14 protein-coding genes are annotated in these 19,995 nt (G+C 67.5%); 4 read left to right on the top strand and 10 right to left on the bottom strand.

Annotation, left to right across the window (positions count from 1 at the left end; genetic code table 11):
• Positions 1-66: 66 nt before the first annotated feature.
• Positions 67-2,199 carry an acyltransferase family protein gene (locus ASG71_RS05715; protein ID WP_082574908.1) on the top strand — a complete coding sequence of 711 codons (2,133 nt, stop codon included), beginning with the start codon at positions 67-69 and terminating at the stop codon, positions 2,197-2,199.
• Positions 2,200-2,470: 271 nt separating this feature from the next.
• Here ASG71_RS05715 and ASG71_RS05710 read toward each other — a convergent pair whose 3' ends face one another.
• The 7 genes from ASG71_RS05710 to ASG71_RS05680 form a co-directional block, all read right to left on the bottom strand.
• A complete protein-coding gene (locus tag ASG71_RS05710) occupies positions 2,471-3,298 on the bottom strand; it encodes an ABC transporter ATP-binding protein (RefSeq protein WP_056737724.1) in 828 nt (275 codons plus the stop codon).
• Positions 3,288-4,061: an ABC transporter permease gene (locus tag ASG71_RS05705; RefSeq protein WP_056737723.1), complete on the bottom strand. Its 774-nt coding sequence runs from the start codon at positions 4,059-4,061 to the stop codon at positions 3,288-3,290. Before ASG71_RS05705 ends, ASG71_RS05710 begins: the two co-directional genes overlap by 11 nt.
• Positions 4,058-4,900: an ABC transporter permease gene (locus tag ASG71_RS05700; RefSeq protein WP_056738558.1), complete on the bottom strand. Its 843-nt coding sequence runs from the start codon at positions 4,898-4,900 to the stop codon at positions 4,058-4,060. Before ASG71_RS05700 ends, ASG71_RS05705 begins: the two co-directional genes overlap by 4 nt.
• Positions 4,901-4,905: 5 nt before the next feature.
• On the bottom strand, positions 4,906-5,889 hold the full coding sequence (locus tag ASG71_RS05695) for an ABC transporter substrate-binding protein (protein WP_056737722.1): 984 nt from the start codon (positions 5,887-5,889) through the stop codon (positions 4,906-4,908).
• 298 nt (positions 5,890-6,187) lie between these two features.
• Positions 6,188-7,762, bottom strand: coding sequence for an amino acid permease (locus ASG71_RS05690; protein ID WP_056737721.1), 1,575 nt, complete (start codon positions 7,760-7,762; stop codon positions 6,188-6,190).
• A gap of 244 nt (positions 7,763-8,006) precedes the next feature.
• The gene (locus tag ASG71_RS05685; RefSeq protein ID WP_056737720.1) at positions 8,007-8,414 is read right to left on the bottom strand and encodes a DUF779 domain-containing protein; all 408 of its coding nucleotides are present in this window, start codon (positions 8,412-8,414) and stop codon (positions 8,007-8,009) included.
• 72 nt (positions 8,415-8,486) lie between these two features.
• Positions 8,487-10,010: an aldehyde dehydrogenase family protein gene (locus ASG71_RS05680; protein ID WP_056737719.1), complete on the bottom strand. Its 1,524-nt coding sequence runs from the start codon at positions 10,008-10,010 to the stop codon at positions 8,487-8,489.
• Between the two features lie 334 nt (positions 10,011-10,344).
• Here ASG71_RS05680 and ASG71_RS05675 point away from each other — a divergent pair, with 334 nt between their 5' ends.
• The gene (locus tag ASG71_RS05675) at positions 10,345-13,692 is read left to right on the top strand and encodes a lamin tail domain-containing protein (RefSeq protein ID WP_162254042.1); all 3,348 of its coding nucleotides are present in this window, start codon (positions 10,345-10,347) and stop codon (positions 13,690-13,692) included.
• Positions 13,693-13,776: 84 nt separating this feature from the next.
• On the opposite strand, the gene ASG71_RS05670 is transcribed toward ASG71_RS05675, so the two are convergent.
• A complete protein-coding gene (locus ASG71_RS05670; protein ID WP_056737717.1) occupies positions 13,777-15,180 on the bottom strand; it encodes a helix-turn-helix domain-containing protein in 1,404 nt (467 codons plus the stop codon).
• A 116-nt stretch (positions 15,181-15,296) separates the two neighbouring features.
• A complete protein-coding gene (locus tag ASG71_RS05665; protein WP_056737716.1) occupies positions 15,297-16,745 on the bottom strand; it encodes an FAD-dependent oxidoreductase in 1,449 nt (482 codons plus the stop codon).
• Positions 16,746-16,914: 169 nt separating this feature from the next.
• Between ASG71_RS05665 and rarD the strand changes: the two genes are divergently transcribed.
• Entirely contained in the window at positions 16,915-17,910 is a 996-nt protein-coding gene (rarD, locus tag ASG71_RS05660; protein WP_414826660.1) for an EamA family transporter RarD, read from the top strand.
• An 84-nt stretch (positions 17,911-17,994) separates the two neighbouring features.
• Here rarD and ASG71_RS05655 read toward each other — a convergent pair whose 3' ends face one another.
• Complete coding sequence (locus ASG71_RS05655; protein WP_056737714.1) at positions 17,995-18,867, bottom strand: universal stress protein; 873 nt, start codon at positions 18,865-18,867, stop codon at positions 17,995-17,997.
• A gap of 190 nt (positions 18,868-19,057) precedes the next feature.
• Between ASG71_RS05655 and ASG71_RS05650 the strand changes: the two genes are divergently transcribed.
• Positions 19,058-19,915: a hypothetical protein gene (locus ASG71_RS05650; protein WP_157366237.1), complete on the top strand. Its 858-nt coding sequence runs from the start codon at positions 19,058-19,060 to the stop codon at positions 19,913-19,915.
• The last annotated feature ends 80 nt before the right edge of the window (positions 19,916-19,995 follow it).

Here is a 19,995-nt window from a genome sequence, read left to right as displayed (position 1 = left end):
AAATTCCGAGTGATTACCATGGCCAACGGAGGCGCCCCGCGCCCGGCCACCAGAGCTAAGGACATCATGAGCGTCGCCGAACAAGTGCGCACCGACAATGCAGGCGTCCAAGCGACTGGCAACGGCCTACGCGGACGTCGGACGTTCCGCGCTGACATCCAAGCCCTCCGCGCGCTTGCCGTCACCCTCGTGGTACTCAATCATCTTTGGCCGGGCCGCATGACCGGAGGTTACGTTGGCGTCGACGTCTTCTTTGTAATTTCCGGTTTCCTCATCACGTCCCACCTTCATAAGGAGTTGGAGGCGTCGGGGAGGATCCGGCTGGGGCAGTTTTACGCCCGGCGTATTCGTCGGCTCCTCCCGGCGGCCCTTTTGGTACTCGCGGTCGGACTCGGAGCGTCCTGGATGTTTCTGCCAAACTCTCGATGGACCGACACGGCCCTCGAAGTCTTGGCCAGCACCTTCTACGTTGAAAACTGGGCCCTCGCCGCGAAGTCAATCAACTATTCGGCATCGACAGCATCTGCAACCGTTGCCCAGCACTACTGGTCGCTCTCGGTCGAGGAGCAATTTTACCTCCTCTGGCCACTGTTGCTCCTGGGTCTGTTTTGGATAGCCGCCCGGCGCCGAATCCCCGCCAGACGCGTGCTGGTTGCCGGCGTTTCCGCCGTGATAATAACGGGGCTGACCGCCTCTGTCTTCACGACGCAGGCAACTCCCAGCCAGGCCTATTTCGTTACCCCCGTCCGGGCGTGGGAGTTCGGTGCGGGTGCCTTAGTGGCACTCGGGCTGGGCAGGGTGCTGCTTGGTACCACAGCGGCAAAGTGCCTCGGGTTACTTGGACTTCTGGCTATCGTAGTTTCCGCCCTGGCTTTCGACAGTGAGACACAGTTTCCAGGATGGCTGGCTGCCCTTCCGGTCGCCGGCACATCCCTCGTGATCTTGGCCGGCAACGGCGGCCGACGGCCGGTCCTGAGACGACTGGTCGGCTCCTTGCCTGTCCAGCACATCGGAAGCATCTCCTATTCGCTCTATTTGTGGCACTGGCCCGTTATCGTCCTTTCCCCATTCATACTCGGACGCACGCCAACGGGCGTGGACAAAACCTTGATCCTCGCTCTCGCACTTGTCTTGGCTTCAGCCACCAAGGTGCTTGTGGAGGACCGCGCGCAAGCATCCCGGTTCCTAAACACCTCGGCACTCCGAACCGTGACAGCCATGAGCGTAGCGATGGTACTTCTTGCGGGACTCTGCTTCGCCCAGGTCCGAGCCTACGAGCAGCAGAGCGCGCGCGATGATCAAGCCGCGGCAGCCGCGGCACTGGACCCCTGCCACGGCCCTGCTGCTCTGCTGCCGAAGACCTCCTGCGAGGGGAAGTTCGGTCCGGCCGCCTCGACGGGTAGCCCCAACGCAAAAAAGTACTGGACAGTTCCCCCCGAATGCGGCTCGGCACGGGAAGAGCTGATGTCCAGCGATAAGAAAACGCACTACGTCTGCGACTTCTCAGCCGGCAAAAGGAACCCAAGCATTGTTTGGCTGGTCGGCGATTCCCATGGCCAGCACTGGCAGGGAGCGGTCTTTGCGGCCGCCAAGAAACGACATTGGATCGTCAAAACCGCATTTACCGGCGGGTGTCCAGTGGCAGACGTCCAGTTCGTCGGCTACGACGGTCACACCGAGCGGGGACCCGCCCAGAAGTGCATGGACTGGTCCCGACGCGTCACGGCGGCCGTTGCCACCGACAGCCCCGCCGCGGTCTTCACCTCTATGTTTTCCAGAGAGCAACACGTCGACGATGGGTCCGGGAGGCCGGAAGCGGAGCAGTTCGCCGCAGGTCTGCATAAGACCTGGCAAAAGTGGACTGCAACCGGGGCGAGGGTTTATGTACTCGCGGATCCCCCTTTGAATGGAGCCGTGCGCGACGCCGACTGCACCCTGATTCACGCCGCAAACCCTGCGGAGTGCGCTGTTTCGCGGTCAGTTGCCCAGCCTCCCGATCCGCTCGTGGAAGCCGCGAATTCCGCCAACGACCGAAATGTCCGGCTGCTGGACCTTACGGACTACTTCTGCAACGCGGAGAAGTGCTTTACGGTGCTCGGCGGTGTGGAGGTCTATTACGACGCGAACCATATGAACCGAGAATACAGCGACCTGCTTGGCCCCATCCTTCTGGACAAGATGGGCTCAGGAGTGCCGTAAGCGCGGAGCCGCCTTTGGGGGCAGTCCAGAGGAACCGGCACTGATCAGACACCCCGCCGAGGGAAACCGCGGCGGGGTGTCTTGCTTTGGATACCCAGGGGGCGTCGGCTAAGCGCCGCTTGCTCCGGACCGGCCGCCCCGTCGGCTCCGGACCCCGGCCCGCCCACACCCGCCGTCGGGTTTCCGCCGGGGTTCCGGACACGCGCGGCGGTTACGGACGACGGCGGCACGGGCCCGGGGTGCGGCCGTCCGTTTCCCCAGCCCAAACGAATCAACTGGTGGCCGCGGCGGGCCGGTGTCCCTTCTTGGCCAGCTGGATCTGCTCGTAGACGTGGTGGCGGAGCTCGGTGAAGCGGGGCAGCGACCGGGTCTCCAGCTGGTCTCGCTCGTCCGGCAGGTCGATGACGATGTCCTCCTGCACCACCGTCGGGGAGCTCGAGAGGATGATGACCCGTTCGCCGAGGTAGACGGACTCGTCGATGTCGTGGGTCACGAACAGCACGGTCACGCCCAGCTTCTTCCAGACCGTCCGGATCAGGTCCTCCAGGTCCGCCCGGGTCTGGGCGTCCACGGCAGCGAACGGTTCATCCATCAGCAGGACCTCGGGCTGGTAGGCGATGGCCCGGGCGATCGCCACACGCTGCTGCATGCCGCCGGAGAGCTGCCAGGGGTAGGAGCGGGGGACGTGCGCCAGGCCCACTGCTTCGAGGGCCTCGTCGACCAGCCGGTCGCGTTCGGCCTTGGGGACGCCCTGGTTCTTCAGCGGCAGCTCCACGTTGTCCCGGACCCGCATCCAGGGGAACAGCGAGCGGCCGTATTCCTGGAACACGACGGCCATTTTCTTCGGCGGCCCGGAGACCCGCTTGCCGTCGAGCAGCACCTCCCCCTCGGTGGGCGCCATCAGGCCGGAGATGCACTTGAGCAGGGTGGTCTTGCCGGAGCCGGAGGGGCCGACCAGACAGGCCAGTTCCCCGGCCCGCAGATCGAAGGTCAGGTTGCGCACGGCCTCGATGTCGCCGCCGTCGGTCTGGTAGACCTTTTTCAGGCCGCGGACGGAGAGCATTGCCTCCGGCGCGGGGCGGGTGGTGTCAGGCTGCATTTTCTACCTCTTTCTGGCCGTGGTACCACCGCAGGATGTTGCGTTCGGCCCACTGGAAGATGAACGACATGGCCACGCCCAGCAAGCCGAGCACCACAATGCCGGACCACATCTCCGGGATGGCGAACGAGCGCTGGAACTGGACGATGGTGAAGCCCAGTCCCGAGGACGAGGCAAACATTTCTGAGATGACCATCAGGATCAACCCAAGCGAGAGCGACTGCCGAACGCCGGCGAGGATCTGCGGGCTGGCCGAGGGAAGCACCAGGTACCGCACCCGGGCCCAGCCGTCGATGCCGTACGTGTGGGCCGAGTCAGAGAGGACCCCGTCCACGGCACGCACGCCTTCGATGGTGTTCAGCAGGACCGGCCAGACGCAGCCGGAGATGATGACCGCGATCTTCATGGAGTCGGTGATGCCCATCAGCAGGATCAGCACCGGGACCAGGACCGGCGGGGGGATGGCGCGGAAGAATTCGAGCGTGGGTTCAAGCAGGGCCCGGAGCCAGGCGACCGAACCGATCAGCACCCCGCCCACGACGCCGATCACAATCGCCGCGACGACGCCGATCAGGAGCCGCGCGATGCTGGGCAGCACGTCCGAGAAGAACCGGGGTCCGAACCAGACTTCGCCGAACTTTTCGACCAGGGCGGCCGGGGTGGGGACGAAGAAGTTGACGGAGCCGAGGGTTGACGCCCACCAGGCCAGGACCAGCAGGGCCGGCAGTGCCAGCACGTACGCCAAAGTTTTCAGCGCTTTCATACGACCACCTCGGAGCGGACAGAGGAATGCCAGGACAGGGTCTTCTTTTCGATGAACCGCATCAGGACGTTGATCAGCACGCCGATCAGGCCGGTGGCAAGCACCAGGGCGTACATTCCGGAGATCGCGCCGCCGGACTGGGCGAGGGCGATCTCGCGGCCCAGCCCCGGCGAACCGATTACGAGTTCCGCGGTAATGGCCAGGACCAGCGCCACCGTGGCGGCGAGCCGGATGCCCGTCATCAGGTAGGGCAGGGCCGTGGGAAAGACGACGTAGCGTATCCGCGCCATCCAACCCAGTCCGTACGTCCGCGCGGTGTTGCTGGCGACCATATCGACGTCGGCCACGCCGTAGAGGACCTGGATCAGCACCTGCCAGAAGGCGGCATAGGTGATGAGCATGAGCGAGGACTCGATTTTCACGCCGAACAGCAGCACCGCCAGCGGGATCAGGGCCACCGACGGGATCGGGCGCAGGAACTCCACCGTCGAGTTGGTGGCCTTTCGCAGGAAACTGCTCGAGCCGATGATGAAGCCCAGCAGCACGGCCAGTGACACCGCGATGATCAGGCCCAGGAACCAGGCCTTCATCGTTTCGCCGACCGACACCCAGAACGCGGTCAGGCCGAAATCGAGGGCCAGCGCGGCGATGACTTCGCTGGCCGGCGGCAAGAAGCGTTCGTTGATGATGCCCAGCCGGGGAATGAGCTCCCACGTGGCCAGGAACCCCAGGATCCCGGCCACTCCCAGGAGCCGCTGGACCGGCAGGCCGCGGCCGGGCCGGCGGCCCCGTCCCGCACCAGGGACGGGACCGCCGGACGCACGAGCGTCGGAAGTCACGGAACTCACGGAAGCAGGTCGCCCGCGTTCGGGGCCTTGCTCAGGGTGCCGTACTTGGCGGCGGCGTCCCCGAGGGTCTTGAACGCGTCCTTGTTGAACTCGACCCGGTAGCGCGGCAGCACCATCTTGGCGCGCGTGGCTTCGTCGATCTTCGTGTAGGTCCCGACGATGTCCCGGACTTCCTGCGGGTGGGTCTGGGCATACTCCAGGGACTTATTCATGGCCCGGGTGAACTTCTGGGTCAGCTCGGCCTTGTTCTTGATCGTGTCAGCCTTGGTGAAGTAACCGGCGATGTCCAGCTCAGGGCTCATGTCGACGAAGTTCGAGGACACGACCTTGCCGCCGTCGGCTACGGCCTTGGAGAGGAAGGGCTCCAGGATCCAGGCCGCGTCCACCCGCTTGTTGGCCAGGGCGGCGGGGGCATCCGGGAAGGCAACTTCCACGAACTTCACGCTGGCGGGGTCGCCGCCGGCCTTTTCGATGACCGACTTCACCGTGGTGTCACCGATGTTGGACAGGTTGTTCACCGAGACCGTCTTGCCGGCCAGGTCCTTGGCGGAGGTGATGGACGAGCCGGCCGGGACGACGACGCCGCCGATGTCCTTGCCCTTCTCGCCGGTGGTCGAGGCGCCGTTGGCGACGAACTTGAGGTCAAGGCCCTTGTCCTTGGCAACCATCACAGAGATCAGGTTCGAGAACGCGAAGTCGAAGCTGCCGCTGACCACGCCCGGAACGATCGCGGCCCCGCCGGTGGCGGTCTGGATGTCGAGCTGGATTCCTTCGTCCTTGAAGAAGCCCTGCTTGCTGCCCAGGTAGATGGGGGCGCAGTCGACGATCGGGATCACGCCGACGCTGACTTTGGTGAGGTCGCCCCCGCCCGCGGCGCCGCCGGAGGCGCTGCCGCCGGTGGAGCTCGGCGACCCGCTGCCACAGGCCGAGAGTGCCAGGACCGAGGCGGCCGCCAGCACGGTGATAATACGACGTTTCATGTTCACTCCTATGTGCGCACTGGCCGCGGGAAATCAAGCCCCCCAGCCTTGATGTTCGTATATTGAACAAAGGTTCAAAATATCGACTATCCCCACCATACTGTGATGAGGCCCACAATAGGGGCATTGTTACGCATTAGTGATGGCCGGCTTGGCGGGGGCGCCGCGCGCGACGGCGGCAGGGTCCGAACGACGTCGTCCGGTGCCTGAGCACGCAAAAGGCCGCCCACGGCCGGTCCGGCAATGCCGGTCCGGGCGCGGGCGGCCCTCGTCGATGCTCGCCCCCGAGGGGGCATGGTTACGGTTTGGTCAGCGTCTCCGTGCCGCTGTCCTGCGCCGGGGCGGCGGACGGTGCGGTCTCCGCCGCAGCGCCGGGTCCGTTGACAGCGGCCCGGGCCTCGGCGAACTTCTCGTTCAGCCGGGAGTGTCGCTGCCCGTAGGCGAAGTAGATCGCGATGCCGATGACGAGCCAGATGGCGAAGAAGATCCAGGTCTCCACCGCGAGGTTGGTCATCAGGTACAGGCAGAGCACGGCGGAGACCACCGGCAGCACCTTGCCGAAGGGCACCCGGAAGGCCGGCTTCAGGTCCGGACGCTTCCGGCGGAGCACCAGGATGCCGAGGCTGACCATCACGAACGCCGACAGGGTGCCGATGTTGATCATTTCCTCGAGCAGGTCCACGTTCGTCAGCCCGGCCACCAGGGCCACGGCCGTGCCGCAGATGATCTGCAGCCGCGCCGGGGTGGCCCGGATGGTGCTGGTGCGGGACAGCGAGCGCGGCAGCAGGCCGTCGCGGCTCATGGCCAGGACCACGCGGGAGAGGCCCATCAGGAGCACCATGATGACCGTGGTGAGGCCCACCAGGGAGCCGAAGGCGATGACCTTGGCGGCGTCGGTGTTGCCCACGGCCTCGAAGGCGGTGGTGAGGGTCGGGTTATCCGCCTCGGCCAGCTTGGTATAGGGCACCATGCCGGTCAGGGCCAGCGAGACCAGGATGTAGAGCACGGTGACGATCGCCAGGCCGCCGAAGATGCCGCGCGGCAGCGTCTTCTGCGGGTTCTTGACCTCCTCGGCGGAGGTGGCGACGACGTCGAACCCGATGAACGCGAAGAACACCAACGCGGCGCCGGCGAAGATCCCGAGGGTGCCGTACTGGGCGGGGGCGGCGCCGGTCAGGAAGCCGAAGAAGGACTGCTTGAGCACGTCGGCCGTCCCGGTGCCGCCGGTGGGCTCGGAGGTGGGGACGAACGGGGTGTAGTTTTCGAACTTCACGTAGGTGAACCCGACCACGATCACAAAAAGGACGACGGCGATCTTGATCAGGGTGAAGACGTTGCCGACACGGGCCGACAGCTTGGTGCCGAGGACCAGGAGCACGGTAAAGACCGCGACGATGAGGAACGCGCCCCAGTAGAGGTCAACGCCGCCGACGTTGACGGCCGGCGGGACGTCCAGGCCCATCAGGGCGAAAACCTTGCTGAGGTAGATGCCCCAGTACTTGGCGATAACGGCCCCGGCGGTGAACAGTTCCAGGATCAGGTTCCAGCCGATGATCCAGGCCAGCACCTCCCCCATGGTGGCGTAGGTGAAAACGTAGGCGGAGCCGGCCACGGGGATGGCGGTGGCGAACTCGGCGTAGCACATGATCGCCAGGGCGCAGGTGACGGCAGCGATGGCGAAGGAAACGGTGACGGCGGGGCCGGCGAAGTTGGCGGCTGCTTTGGCGCCGACCGAGAAGATCCCGGCGCCGACTGCGACGGCGACGCCCATGATCATCAGGTCCCAGGTGCTGAGCGAGCGCTTCAGCTTGCGTCCGGGCTCATCGGCGTCGGCGATCGACTGCTCAATGGTCTTGGTCCGGAATAGGTTCATAGGAAGATCCAAAATCTCGGTAACAGGGTTGAAACGGACCTATCCATAGTAGTGTCCATCCACTGGACGGCCGCTTTTATCCCACATCGTGAGACGGTCGCCGCCGGATCCCGAGCGAACGGACACTTCGCGCCCTTCAGGCCGGGCCTGAAGTGTCCGCTCGCGCGCTTCCGGCCGGGCCTGAAGTGTCCGCTCGCGCTTCCGGCCGGGCCTGAAGTGTCCGTTCGCGCTTCCGGCCGGCGGGTCAGACGGGCCAGTCCATCAGGGTGGACCGGATCAGGAAGCGCTTCCCCTCCGGCGCCTCCACCGAGAATCCGCTCCCCCGGCCGGGAACGACGTCGACGGTCAGATGGGTGTGGCTCCAGTAGTTGAACTGCTCCCTCGACATCCAGAACTCGAGCGGCTGGGCCTCGGGGCCGTCCGCGATGTCGAACCGGCCCAGCAGCACGTCAGAGTCACCGGTCAGGAACTCCCCCGCCGGGTAGCACATCGGCGCGGAGCCGTCGCAGCAGCCCCCGGACTGGTGGAACATCAGCGGTCCGTGCTGGAGCCAGAGCTTGCGCAGCAGCTGGACAGCCTCCGCGGTGAGCGCCACCCGGGAGAAGTCTTCGCCGGGAAGCGTGACGGCGGCGTCGAGTGGGACCTGGGTCATCGGGGCTCCTCGGGGTTGTGGGGAAACTGAAAAGGCGGGGCGGACCCTACCGGTCCGCCCCGCCGCGTCGGCCTAGAAGAAGCCGAGCTTGTTCTCGTTGTAGCTGACCAGCAGGTTCTTGGTCTGCTGGTAGTGGTCCAGCATCATGGCGTGGTTCTCGCGGCCGATGCCGGAGGACTTGTAACCGCCGAACGCGGCACCGGCCGGGTAGGCGTGGTAGTTGTTGACCCACACCCGGCCCGCCTGGATCTCGCGGCCGGCGCGGTAGGCGACGTTGCCGTTGCGGGACCAGACGCCGGCGCCGAGGCCGTACAGCGTGTCGTTGGCGATGCCCATGGCGTCGCTGTAGTCGCTGAACCGGGTCACCGAGACCACCGGACCGAAGATCTCCTCCTGGAAGATCCGCATCTTGTTGTGGCCCTCGAAGATGGTCGGCTGGACGTAGTAGCCGCCGGCGAGGTCGCCGGAGAGCTCGGCGCGGGCGCCGCCGGTGAGCGCCTTGGCACCCTCCTGCTTGCCGATGTCGATGTAGGAGAGGATCTTCTCGAGCTGGTCGTTGGAGGCCTGGGCGCCGAGCTGGGTGTCGGTGTCCAGCGGGTTGCCCTGGATGATCTTCTGGGTGCGGGCCAGCGCGTCGGCCATGAAGGAGTCGTAGATGCCTTCCTGGACCAGGGCGCGGGAGGGGCAGGTGCAGACCTCGCCCTGGTTGAACGCGAACAGCGTGAATCCCTCGAGGGCTTTGTCGTAGAACGCATCGTTGCTGTCCGCGACGTCGTTGAAGAAGATGTTCGGGCTCTTGCCGCCCAGTTCCAGCGTGACCGGGATCAGGTTCTGCGACGCGTACTGGCTGATCAGGCGGCCGGTGGTGGTCTCGCCGGTGAAGGCGATCTTGCGGATCCGCGGGCTGGAGGCGAGCGGCTTGCCGGCCTCGACGCCGAAGCCGTTGACCACGTTGACGACGCCGGCCGGCAGCAGGTCGCTGATCAGCTCCATCAGCACCAGGATCGAGGACGGGGTCTGCTCGGCCGGCTTGAGGACGACGGCGTTGCCGGCGGCGAGCGCGGGGGCGAGCTTCCAGACGGCCATCAGGATGGGGAAGTTCCAGGGGATGATCTGGCCGACGACGCCGAGCGGCTCGTGGTAGTGGTAGGCGGTGGTGTCGTCGTCGAGCTGCGAGAGCCGGCCTTCCTGGGCGCGGACGGCGGAGGCGAAGTAGCGGAAGTGGTCCGCCGCGAGCGGGATGTCGGCGTTCAGCGTCTCGCGGATCGGCTTGCCGTTGTCCCAGGTTTCGGCGACGGCGAGCAGTTCCGTGTTCTCATCGATCCGGTCGGCGATCTTGTTCAGGATGGCGGCGCGTTCGGCCACCGAGGTCTTGCCCCAGGACGGTGCCGCCTTGTGGGCGGCGTCCAGGGCCAGTTCGATGTCCTCGGCGGTGCCGCGGGCGACCTCGCAGAACGCCTTGCCCGTGACCGGGGTGATGTTTTCGAAGTACTGGCCCTTCACCGGGGCCACCCACTCGCCGCCGATCCAGTTTTCGTAGCGGTCCTTGAAGGTGACCTTCGAGCCCTCGGTACCGGGCTGTGCGTAGACAGTCATTGCTAGCTCCTTTGCTGTGCAACAGTGGCGGGAGCGGCCGGTGTGCTGCGGCCGCTGCTGACGCCAGCCTAGGAGCGCGGAGGTTGCAGGCAGGTTGCAACCGTGTGACCCGGCTCACGGCCGCGTGCCGGACGGTCAGCCCCGCTGCTACTTAGCTCCGCGCCGCAATACCTATGGACACCGCCGGAGCCCGCTTCGATACTCAGCGGGACGCCGCATGCTGTTGCGGCGTGGGCGTCCGACAACTCGCCACGACGCTCACACCTTCTCCGAGGGGGCTCCTGGCATGGTGGTACAAAGGGCAACACAAGCGATCGGAAAATGCGTCCGCACAGTGTCGGCCATTGCGTTGGCGACGGCGATGGCCGGCACCTTCGTCGTCTCGCAGGCCGTCCCGGCGGCTGCGGCGACGACGGGCGGGATGGTGATCTCCGAACTGAACTATCATTCCGGATCGGACCTCGACACCGACGACTTCCTGGAGCTGACCAACACCTCCGGCGCTCCGCTGGACATTTCGGGGTGGTCCTTCACCGCCGGCGTCACTGCGGTCTTCGCAGCCGGCACCGTGGTGCCCGCCAGCGGCTACTTCGTGGTGGCCAAGGACGCCGCGCAGTTCCAGACAACGTACGGGTTCGCCCCGAACGCCGTTTACGGCGGCAACCTCAGCAACGGCGGCGAAGCGGTCACGCTGGTCGACGGCGCGCTGAACGTCGTGGACACGGTCACCTACGCGGACGTTGCGCCCTGGCCGTCCACGCCTGACGGGACGGGACCCACCCTCGAACTGCGTGACCTGACCCTGGACAACTCCCTGCCCGACAGCTGGGGCGCAAGCCTCGCCGCGAAGGGGACTCCGGGCGCCAGGAACTCGGTCGACGGGACCGGGCCTGCGCCGGTGGTCACTGAACTCGCGGCGGCCCCGGCGCGCCCGGCCGCCGGCCAGCCGGTGGCTGTTTCGGCCCGGCTCCGGGCCGGTTCCACGGCCCAGCTCACCTACAAGGTGATGTTCGGCGCCGACGTCGTCGTGCCCTTCCTCGACGACGCGGCCAGCCCCGGCGGGGCCGGGGACGGCGTGTACTCCGGGACCATCCCCGGGCAGGGCGCAGGCAGCCTGATCCGCTACCGGATCGATGCCTCCGCCGACGGGAAAGGCTACTCGGAACCGGCGGCCGGCGACTCGGTGCGCTACCGCGGCGTGGTGGTCCTGAACTCCGCGGTCAGCAGCTCGCTTCCGGTCATCGAGTGGTTCATGGAGGACGCCGTGTACGACGACATCCTGGCCAACCACCGTTACGACAAATTCCAGGGGGCGGCCGTCTGGTCCTACAACGGCCAGGTCGTCGACGGCGCCCTCATGAGCGTGCGGGGCAACTCCTCCCGCAGCAATGCGAAGGTGAGCTGGAAGGTCGAACTGCCCAAGGGGTACGTCTTCGACCTGGGCGGCAAACTGCCCTATCCGCTCGATGAATTTGCGCTCCAGAACTACGCGGACAACTTCGCCGACGTCGGGTGGGCGACCGTGAAGGCGGCCGGCAACCGGTCCCTGAACATCCTCCCCGTGCGCACGCAGCGCAACGGCACCTTCTGGAGCCTGGGCCGGATCATGGAGACCGAGGACGGCCGCTGGCGGGACGACCAGGGGGTATCCAACTGGGCAATCTACAAGGGCGACGGCGGCAGCGTGAGCGCAACGTCATCACCGACCGCGCTCGAGGATTCGGGCTGGCTGGACAAGAAAACCCGCAAGGATGAGGACTTCTCCGACGCGTGGTCCCTGTCCAACGCGGTCGACGCTTCGCCCTCCGCGGCGCAGCAGGCGTGGATTTACCAGAACGTGAACGTCCCGGAACTGGTCAACTACATGGCGATCAACTCGATCATCCGGCACCAGGACAGCGGCTGGTACAACTGGTGGCTGGCTCGGGACACGGACGGAACCGGCCGCTGGGAGATGTGGCAGTGGGACCTGAACTGGATCTTCACTACGCCCGAGTCGGACGGCAAGGGCGTCTTCCTGACCCCGGATACGTCGAACAACTTCACGCAGGCCATGCTGGCCTACCCGGAGATCAGGGAGATGTTCTTCCGGCGGTTGCGCACCCTGGCCGATCAGTTCCTTCCGGCCGGTCAGTATGAGGCACAGTGGGACGCGATTTCGGCCCAGACCACGCCGGACTGGAACCTGGACCGGGCCAAGTGGGGCGGCTACACGCCGGCGTCGGCACGGACCGCCTTCCTGGCGGGCCTGGCCGACCGGCGCAACACCATCAACGGCAACACAGGTCCCGGGCTGCCGGTGCCCACCACCCAGGCGGCCGACGCGACCGTGGTGGTCAATGAGATCCAGTACCACCCGGCCGGAAGCGGCGGAGAGTTTATCGAGCTGGCGAACCCCGGCACCACGGCCGTGGACATTTCGGGCTGGACGATCGATGCGGTCGGCCTGAAGATCCAGCCCGGCACGGTGGTCCCGGCTGGCGGCCGCGTGGTCTTCGTGGCCAACGACAAGGCGTTCCGTGCGGCCTACACCGGGGCGAACCGCTTTGTCGGCGGCACGTTTGCCGGCACCCTCGACGACGGCGGGGAGGCCGTCGTGCTGCGCGCCGGCAGCCGGGTGGTGGACTCCGTGACGTATTCGAACCAGGCACCCTGGCCGACGGCCGCAGACGGCACCGGCCCCTCCCTGGAGCTGAGCTCGCCGACGGCGGACAACTCGGTCGCTTCGAACTGGGCGGCGGTGTCCACCACGGGCGGCACACCGGGCCTGGCAAATACGAAGGGGACGCCGCCAGCGAATGTGGCTCCGGTTGCGGCGTTCACCAGCGGGGTGAGCGGGCTGACGGCCAMCGTGAACGGGGCCGGTTCGACGGACTCGGACGGAACGATCTCCTCGTACGCCTGGGACTTCGGCGACGGCAGTACCGGGACCGGGGTGACGGCGAACCACGCCTACGCCGCCGCCGGAACCTACACGGTCACCCTGACCGTGACCGATAACGGCGGCGCGAAGGACACGGTCAGCCATCCGGTGACTGTCACCGCACCGCCGGCGGGCGAGGTCCTGGCCCAGGACACCTTCACCCGCACGATCAGCGGCGGCCTGGGCACAGCGGAAACCGGCGGCCCCTGGACCCTGTCCGGGACGGCATCAAACTTCGCCGTCAACGGCAGCGCCGCCACCATATCCAGCCCGGCTGCCTCCAACCGCTACGCCTACCTTGACGGTGTTTCCTCCACCGACACGGAAGTGCGGGCAACGATCGGCTTCAACCGGCCGACCGCCAGCAGCATCTACACCGGCCTGCTCGGCCGGCGGGTCGGAGCCGACACCTACGGCGCACGGGTGGTGGTGAACTCCGCCGGAGCCGTAAGCCTGCACCTGACCCGCAGCACGAACACCAACATGAAAGCCGCGACAATCTCCGGACTGACGTTCAACACCGGAGACCGGCTGCAACTCCGGCTGCAAGTCACCGGAACCTCACCCACCACCATCCAGGCCAAGGTCTGGAAGACCGGAACCACGGAACCGGCCAACTGGCAACTGACCACAACCGACAGCACCGCCGCACTGCAGACCGCAGGAGGAATCGGCATCTACAGCTACCTCAGCACCACCGGAACACCCACCCCGCTGACCGTCAGCTTCGACGACCTCTGGGCCGGGCGCATCAACTAGTACACCCCAGGAAAAGGAAGTCCCCGCCGGCGCGAACGCCGGCGGGGACTTCCTTTGTGTGCACCGGCTGCGGTGCGGCGCGGTTCAGGCGCTGAGTTCCGTCTCGAGCCGCTCCAGGTCCGCGACGACGGCGGACCGCTTCGGTGAGCGCGGCGGCAGCAGCTTCAGCGCCGTGGTACGGACCTCGACGTCGTCCCGCGCCTCGGGCAGCTGCGCGTATTTCAGGAGCGATTCGGCGCTGCCGTCCGTCAGGACCGCCTCCCGCAGCAGCCGCGAGACCCGTCCGCGGAGTTCGGTGACGCCGGGGGCTTCGGACCGGGGCAGGACTGCCCCGCGGTAGATTTCCAGCGCGATCCGGTGTGCCCCGCGCTGCAGGCAGCTGAGCACCTGGCCGAAGTCCGGCATGAGGTCCACCCGAAGCCGGTAGGGACGGGACTCCGGGACAGCATCGGGGTTGAGCTGCAGCAGCACCTTGCGCAGCCGCACCATTTCGGCGCGCAGGGTCATGGTGGATCCGTCCCCGGGGTAGAGCAGCGCGCTCAGTTGCTCGGCGGACAGGCCGTTCGGGTGGGCGCTCAGCAGGGCGAGGATTTCGCTGTGCCGGGCCGAGAGGGTGACGGTGCCGCCGTCGAGGCTGAGCACGGCCTGGTCGCGCCCGAGCAGCTGCAGGCTGTTCCGGTACAGACTGCCGGGACGGCCCGGGACCGCGGCCATTGCCGCCGCCGTCACGGAACCGCTGCCGGCAACGGCCGCCGCCGGCCGGCGTCGTGCCGGTGAAGCGTGGCGGGCAGCCGCCAGCTGGAGGCGTTCGACCCGCAGGTGCGCCTGGGCTGCGGCGACGGTCGCTTCGACCAGGGAGAGGGTATGCGGCGCGACCGCGGATTCGGTGCCGGTGATGTCAACGACGCCCAGCAGCGCGCCGGAGTCCGGGTCGTGGAACGGGACGGCGGTGCAACTCCACGGATGCACGGAACGTTTGTAGTGCTCGGCACCGGCGATCTGGATGCCGCGGCCCAGGGCCAGGGCGGTGCCCGGGGCGCTCGTGCCCACGGTGGCCTCGGACCAGTCGGCGCCGGGGACGAACATCATCCCCTCGGCACGGCGCTGCATGGCCGGGTCCCCCTCGACCCACAGCAAGCGGCCCACCTCATCCCCGACGGCCACCAGCATGCCGCTGTCATGGCTGGGGAGGACCAGCAGCTTGTGGATCACCGGCATGATCGCGGCCAGCGGATGCTGCCGGCGGTATTCCTCGAGTTCCTCGCGGTCCATGGCCAGGGGCGCTTCCGGGTTATCCGGGTTGGCGTGCAGCTGCGCGGACCGTTGCCAGGATTCACGGATCAGGCTCCGCAATCCCGGCACCTGCACCAGGCCGGCGCCCAGGGAGCCCAGCTGCTCGTGCCCGGCGCGGGCGTAGGGCTGGCGGGCTTCCGGGTCCAGGCCGGCGCCGGAAGCGCGCACGGCTGTCGGCTCGACCGAATTCCTCATTGAACTCCCATTGACGGGCACCTCGCGGCGCGCGACAACGGCACCGACGTTTTCATCGAGTGTACGGGGCGTTCCGGACCCCCGCCAGAGCCTCGCCGGAAGCGGAGGCTGCGGGGTCAGCCGCGGGAGATCCGGATCATTTCGTCCCGCGGCACGACCTTGATGCGTTCGCGGATGACGCCGTCGGATCCGTCCGCCGCGGACCACTCCGCGCCGAGCTCCAGCTCGTGCGCGTCCAGCCGGTTCCAGCCCTCCCAGGTCGTGTATTCGATGCCGCGCGCCTCCAGCAGGTCGATGATGGCCTGCGGATCGGGGTTCTGGGCCGGCGGCAGGGTCAGCCGGTCCTCGAGCAGGAAGCCGATGGTTTCGAGGGCGTCGCCCTTGGTGTGGCCGATCAGGCCGACCGGCCCGCGCTTGATCCAGCCGGTGGCGTAGATGCCCGGCACGGGCTTGCCGTCGGCGTCCAGCACGCGGCCGCCGTCGTTGGGGATGACGCCGCGCCGCGCGTCGTATTCCAGCTCCGCCAGCGGCGACCCGTGATACCCGATGGCCCGGTAGACCGCCTGGACCGGGTAGTCCACGAATTCGCCGGTGCCCTTGGCGTTGCCCGTGCCGTCCAGCTGCATCCGTTCGAACTTGATCCCGGCTACCTTGCCGGGGTGCGCGGCGTCGTCGTAGATCTCGACGGGGTTGTGCAGGAAGTGCAGGTGCAGCCGCCGGGAGGACGGCTCCTCGGCCTCCGCGTGCTCCTCGACCAGCCAGTTGCCGAGGGTGTTGACCATGGTCTTGATCTGGTTGTTCGTCCGGATCGCTTCGTCGGAGGCCTCGTCGAACTCGAAGTCTTCCGGGTAGAGGACGATGTCGACGTCGCGGGCGTGGCTGAGTTCCCGGAGTTCCAGCGGGGTGAACTTCACCTGGGCCGGGCCGCGGCGGCCGAAGACGTGCACGTCGGTGACGGGCGAGGCCTTCAGCGCTTGGTAGACGTTGTCCGGGATTTCCGTGACCAGCAGGTCGTCGGCGTGCTTGACCAGCATCCGGGCCACGTCCAGCGCGACGTTGCCGTTGCCGATCACGGCGATTTCCTTGGCCTCCAGCGGCCAGTCGCGGGGCACGTCCGGGTGCCCGTCGTACCAGGAGACGAAGTCGGCGCCGCCGAAGGAGCCCTCAAGGTCGACGCCGGGGATGTCCAGGTCCGCGTCCTTGATGGCGCCGGTGGCGAAGATGACGGCGTCGTAGAAGGCGCGGAAATCATGCAGGGTCAGGTCCCGGCCGTAGGTGACGTTGCCGAGGAAGCGGATGTCGCCGCGGTCCAGGACCTTGTGCAGGGCGTTGACGATGCCCTTGATGCGCGGGTGGTCCGGGGCGACGCCGTAGCGGATCAGGCCGTAGGGTGCCGGGTACGCCTCGAACAGGTCGATGCTGACTTCGAAGTCGCCGTCCTTGACCTCGTTGGACTTGGTCAGGATGTCCGCGGCGTAGACACCGGCCGGTCCGGCGCCGACGATCGCAACGCGGAGGGGACGCTTGGACGGAGTTTGAGGCGAGGTTTCGGCCGAGTTGGACACCGGGAGCCCTTCTGAAGCAGGTCGCGTGCGCCGGCGGATCAGCGCACAGGCCCCCATTCTAAATGTCCCCGGCCGGCCCCGCCCGCCCGATGTGGCAGAGAACGCACCCCGCCCGGTGTCCGGCGGCAGGAATAGCGGAACAGGGGGTGGTGTTATTGATCCTGTGCCTATCTCCGACGGACCTACCGCCCCCGCTGCCCTGACCTCCCCGGAGGCTCCCCCGCGCGCCGCCGCGCCCGCCGCGGTGGACAAGGACACGACGACGGGCATCCTCTTCGGCATCGGCGCCTACGGCCTGTGGGGGCTGCTCCCGCTGTACTTCTTCGTGCTGCACCCGGCCTCCGCCGTCGAGATCGTGGCCAACCGGGTGGTGTGGTCCCTGGTCTTCTGCGCCCTGCTGATCACTGTGACCCGGACCTGGCGGGTGATCGGCGCCGCGTTCCGGAACCGCACGGTGATGGGGCCGCTTGCCCTGGCCGCCGGCCTCATCGCGGTGAACTGGCTGACCTACACCTACGGGGTGACTACGGGCCAGGCGGTTGAGACGTCACTGGGCTACTTCATCAACCCGCTGGTGTCCGTGCTGCTGGGCGTGTTCGTGCTGAAGGAGAAACTGCGGCCGCTGCAGTGGGCCGCCGTCGGGGTCGGCTTCGTCGCCGTCGGCGTGCTGACCTATTCCTACGGGAAACTGCCCTGGATCGCTTTGACCCTGGCGTTCAGCTTCGGCCTTTACGGCTTCGTCAAGAAGCGCGTCGGGCCCCGCGTGGACGCGATCACGAGCCTCTCCGTGGAGACCATCGTGCTGGCCCCGCTTGCCGGCGTCGTGATGGTGGTGCTCGCCGTGACCGGCGCGGCCACTTTGACCACCAACGGCGCGGGGCACTTCTGGCTGCTGGCCGCGTCCGGTGTCATCACGGCCGTGCCGCTGCTGTTCTTCGGCGCGTCCGCGCGGCGGCTACCCATGACGACGATCGGGCTGCTGCAGTACTTCGCCCCGGTGCTGCAGTTCATCGTGGCCCTCGTGGTGTTCAGGGAGGCGATGACCCCGGAGCGCTGGATCGGCTTCGGCGTCGTGTGGCTTGCGCTGCTGCTGCTGACGGCGGACATGCTGCGGACCGCGCGCCGGAACGCCGTCACCCGCCGACTGGCCCGCACCGCCGCCTGACCAACGCGCGAACGGACACTTGAGGCCCCGTTTCAACCTCGAAACAGGGCCTCAAGTGTACGTTCGCGCTTCCGGCGGGGCGGGTTAGTCCTCGGGGCTGCTGTCGACCCGGACGTAGTCGCGGGGCACCACGACCATGGGCACCGGCAGGGCGCGGAGCACCTTGTTCGCGGTGCTGCCCAGGAAGAGCTTGTTCTTCTCCGCCAGGCGGGACGAGCCGACGATCAGGATCTCCCGGTCATCCCACTCGAGGTCGTCGATCGCTTCCTCGATGCTGCGGCCGTGGGCCACTTCGACGCTGACGTGGTGCCCGGCCGGCAGCCGACCGGCCGCCGCCTTGAGCACGGTATTGGCGTGGACGTGCGCGGCGTTGACGTTCTCGCCGCCGTCGCCCTCGGCGTCGAGCTCCACCAGCGAGACCAGGCGCAGCGGCACCCCGCGGCGTTCGGCGGACTCGATGGCGACGTCGATCGCGGCGTCCGCGCCGGTGCGCTGGCCGACGGCGAGGGTCAGGCGGGTGACGGCTTCGGTGTTGCGGTAGCCGCGCGGCGCCAGCGCCACCGGCACCGGGGAGGCATGCAGCAGGGCGTTGGCCACACTGCCCACGGTGTACCGCTTGAACAACCCCGCGCGAGCCGCGCCCACCACGATCAGGCCCGCGCGGTATTCCTTTGCGGCGTCGATAAGTCCGGCGGCGAAGGAATCGGCCTGGCGGACATGGAACCGGGCCTCCAGGCCCTCCGGCACCAGGGCCATGCCCTTCCGTTCCGCCGTCAGCACGGACTGCTCGGCCACGCTGACCCGGTTGCCCTGCGGGTTCAGCGCCACATAGGGGGTATTGCGGTCCACGACATGGACCAGGTCCAGGTGGGCGCCCTGGGCGCGTGCCATGGCGGACGCGAGGGCGACGGCGTCGGCTCCGCGGTCGTTGGGTGTGTAGCCAACTACGTATCGCATGTAAGAACCCCTTATGGGTCTGGGGCAGATTCCAGCGTGGCTCCGGGGTCCCGGGCGACGACGGCCGGTCTGCGTTCCTGCAGTGTAGGAACGACTCTAACCCAGCGCCACGCCGAATTGTCGGTGACTTTTGGCCCTGCGGCGCGTCACCGCACGCGGCCTACGCTGAAGGGGTGGAGGGGAGCTCACGATGGCTGTGATCAGGAACCGCAGGTTCACGGCAGGCACTGCAGGGCTGGGAATGGCGGTGCTGCTGCTCGCAACGGCCGGCTGCACCCCCTCGCCGCCCCCGCCGTCGGCCACCGCCACCGGCAGCGCAACGACGGCGCCCACCGGATCCGGCAGCGCGACGGCGACCGCGACGGGGTCAGCCACGGAATCGGCGACAGGGTCGGCTTCCGCCTCGCCCGGCACGACGACGGCGTCCCCCACCGGGACCGGTACGCTGCCGCCGGACTCGGATGAGACCGCCGCCCCGCAGAACGGCGACCGGGTAATCTCCTCCAAGATCACCCACGACTGGGCCGTCCCGTCCACGACGCCGTTTACCACCAAGCACCAGAACCCGGTGCCGCTGGCCCCGCCGCCGGCAGAACCGCTGCCGACGCTCTATTCGATCGGCGCCGGGCAGCACCCGACGGATACCCCGCCGTACGACCAGCTGAGTTTCCGGTTCAACGGGGCCTTCCCCAGCTACGACATCTCGTTCGTCCCTGAACTCCTCGCCGACGGCAGCGGCCTGCCCATCCCGATGCCCGGCACAGGAGCGATTTTGAAGGTCGCGTTCCACGGCGCCCAGGCGCATACCTCCGACGGTAAAGCCAGCACCATCAAGACCAGCCCGCCGCAGGCCATCGGCTACCGGGCGCTGACCAGTTACGCACCGGCCGGCGACTTCGAGGGCGTGGTCAGCTACGGGCTCGGCGTCGGCCGGCCGGGCACGGCGGCCCCGCAGACGAAGGTGCGGGTCTATGAAGTCGAGAAAATCGAACAGGGCCGGCACCTGTATGTTGTCGCCATCCAGCTCGACGCCAGTTCCTGGAAGTAGCCGCTCCGGCCCTCCGGTAGCAGCAACGCGCACGGGCCGCGGACCGGTTGGTCCGCGGCCCGTGCGCGTCGTGGCTGGCC

Origin of the sequence: Arthrobacter sp. Soil763, from assembly GCF_001428365.1 — a bacterium.
Classification (GTDB): Bacteria; Actinomycetota; Actinomycetes; order Actinomycetales; family Micrococcaceae; genus Arthrobacter.
This window is presented reverse-complemented; position numbering and strand designations above follow the sequence as displayed.

Bases quoted from the DNA above. Each gene is read 5' to 3' on its own strand.
- ASG71_RS05680 (WP_056737719.1), bottom strand. From the start codon at position 10,010: ATGACTGTCTACGCACAGCCCGGTACCGAGGGCTCGAAGGTCACCTTC.
- ASG71_RS05715 (WP_082574908.1), top strand. From the start codon at position 67: ATGAGCGTCGCCGAACAAGTGCGCACCGACAATGCAGGCGTCCAAGCG.
- ASG71_RS05655 (WP_056737714.1), bottom strand. From the start codon at position 18,867: ATGCGATACGTAGTTGGCTACACACCCAACGACCGCGGAGCCGACGCC.
- ASG71_RS05685 (WP_056737720.1), bottom strand. From the start codon at position 8,414: ATGACCCAGGTCCCACTCGACGCCGCCGTCACGCTTCCCGGCGAAGAC.
- ASG71_RS05695 (WP_056737722.1), bottom strand. From the start codon at position 5,889: ATGAAACGTCGTATTATCACCGTGCTGGCGGCCGCCTCGGTCCTGGCA.
- ASG71_RS05710 (WP_056737724.1), bottom strand. From the start codon at position 3,298: ATGCAGCCTGACACCACCCGCCCCGCGCCGGAGGCAATGCTCTCCGTC.
- ASG71_RS05670 (WP_056737717.1), bottom strand. From the start codon at position 15,180: ATGAGGAATTCGGTCGAGCCGACAGCCGTGCGCGCTTCCGGCGCCGGC.
- ASG71_RS05705 (WP_056737723.1), bottom strand. From the start codon at position 4,061: ATGAAAGCGCTGAAAACTTTGGCGTACGTGCTGGCACTGCCGGCCCTG.
- ASG71_RS05690 (WP_056737721.1), bottom strand. From the start codon at position 7,762: ATGAACCTATTCCGGACCAAGACCATTGAGCAGTCGATCGCCGACGCC.
- ASG71_RS05650 (WP_157366237.1), top strand. From the start codon at position 19,058: ATGGCTGTGATCAGGAACCGCAGGTTCACGGCAGGCACTGCAGGGCTG.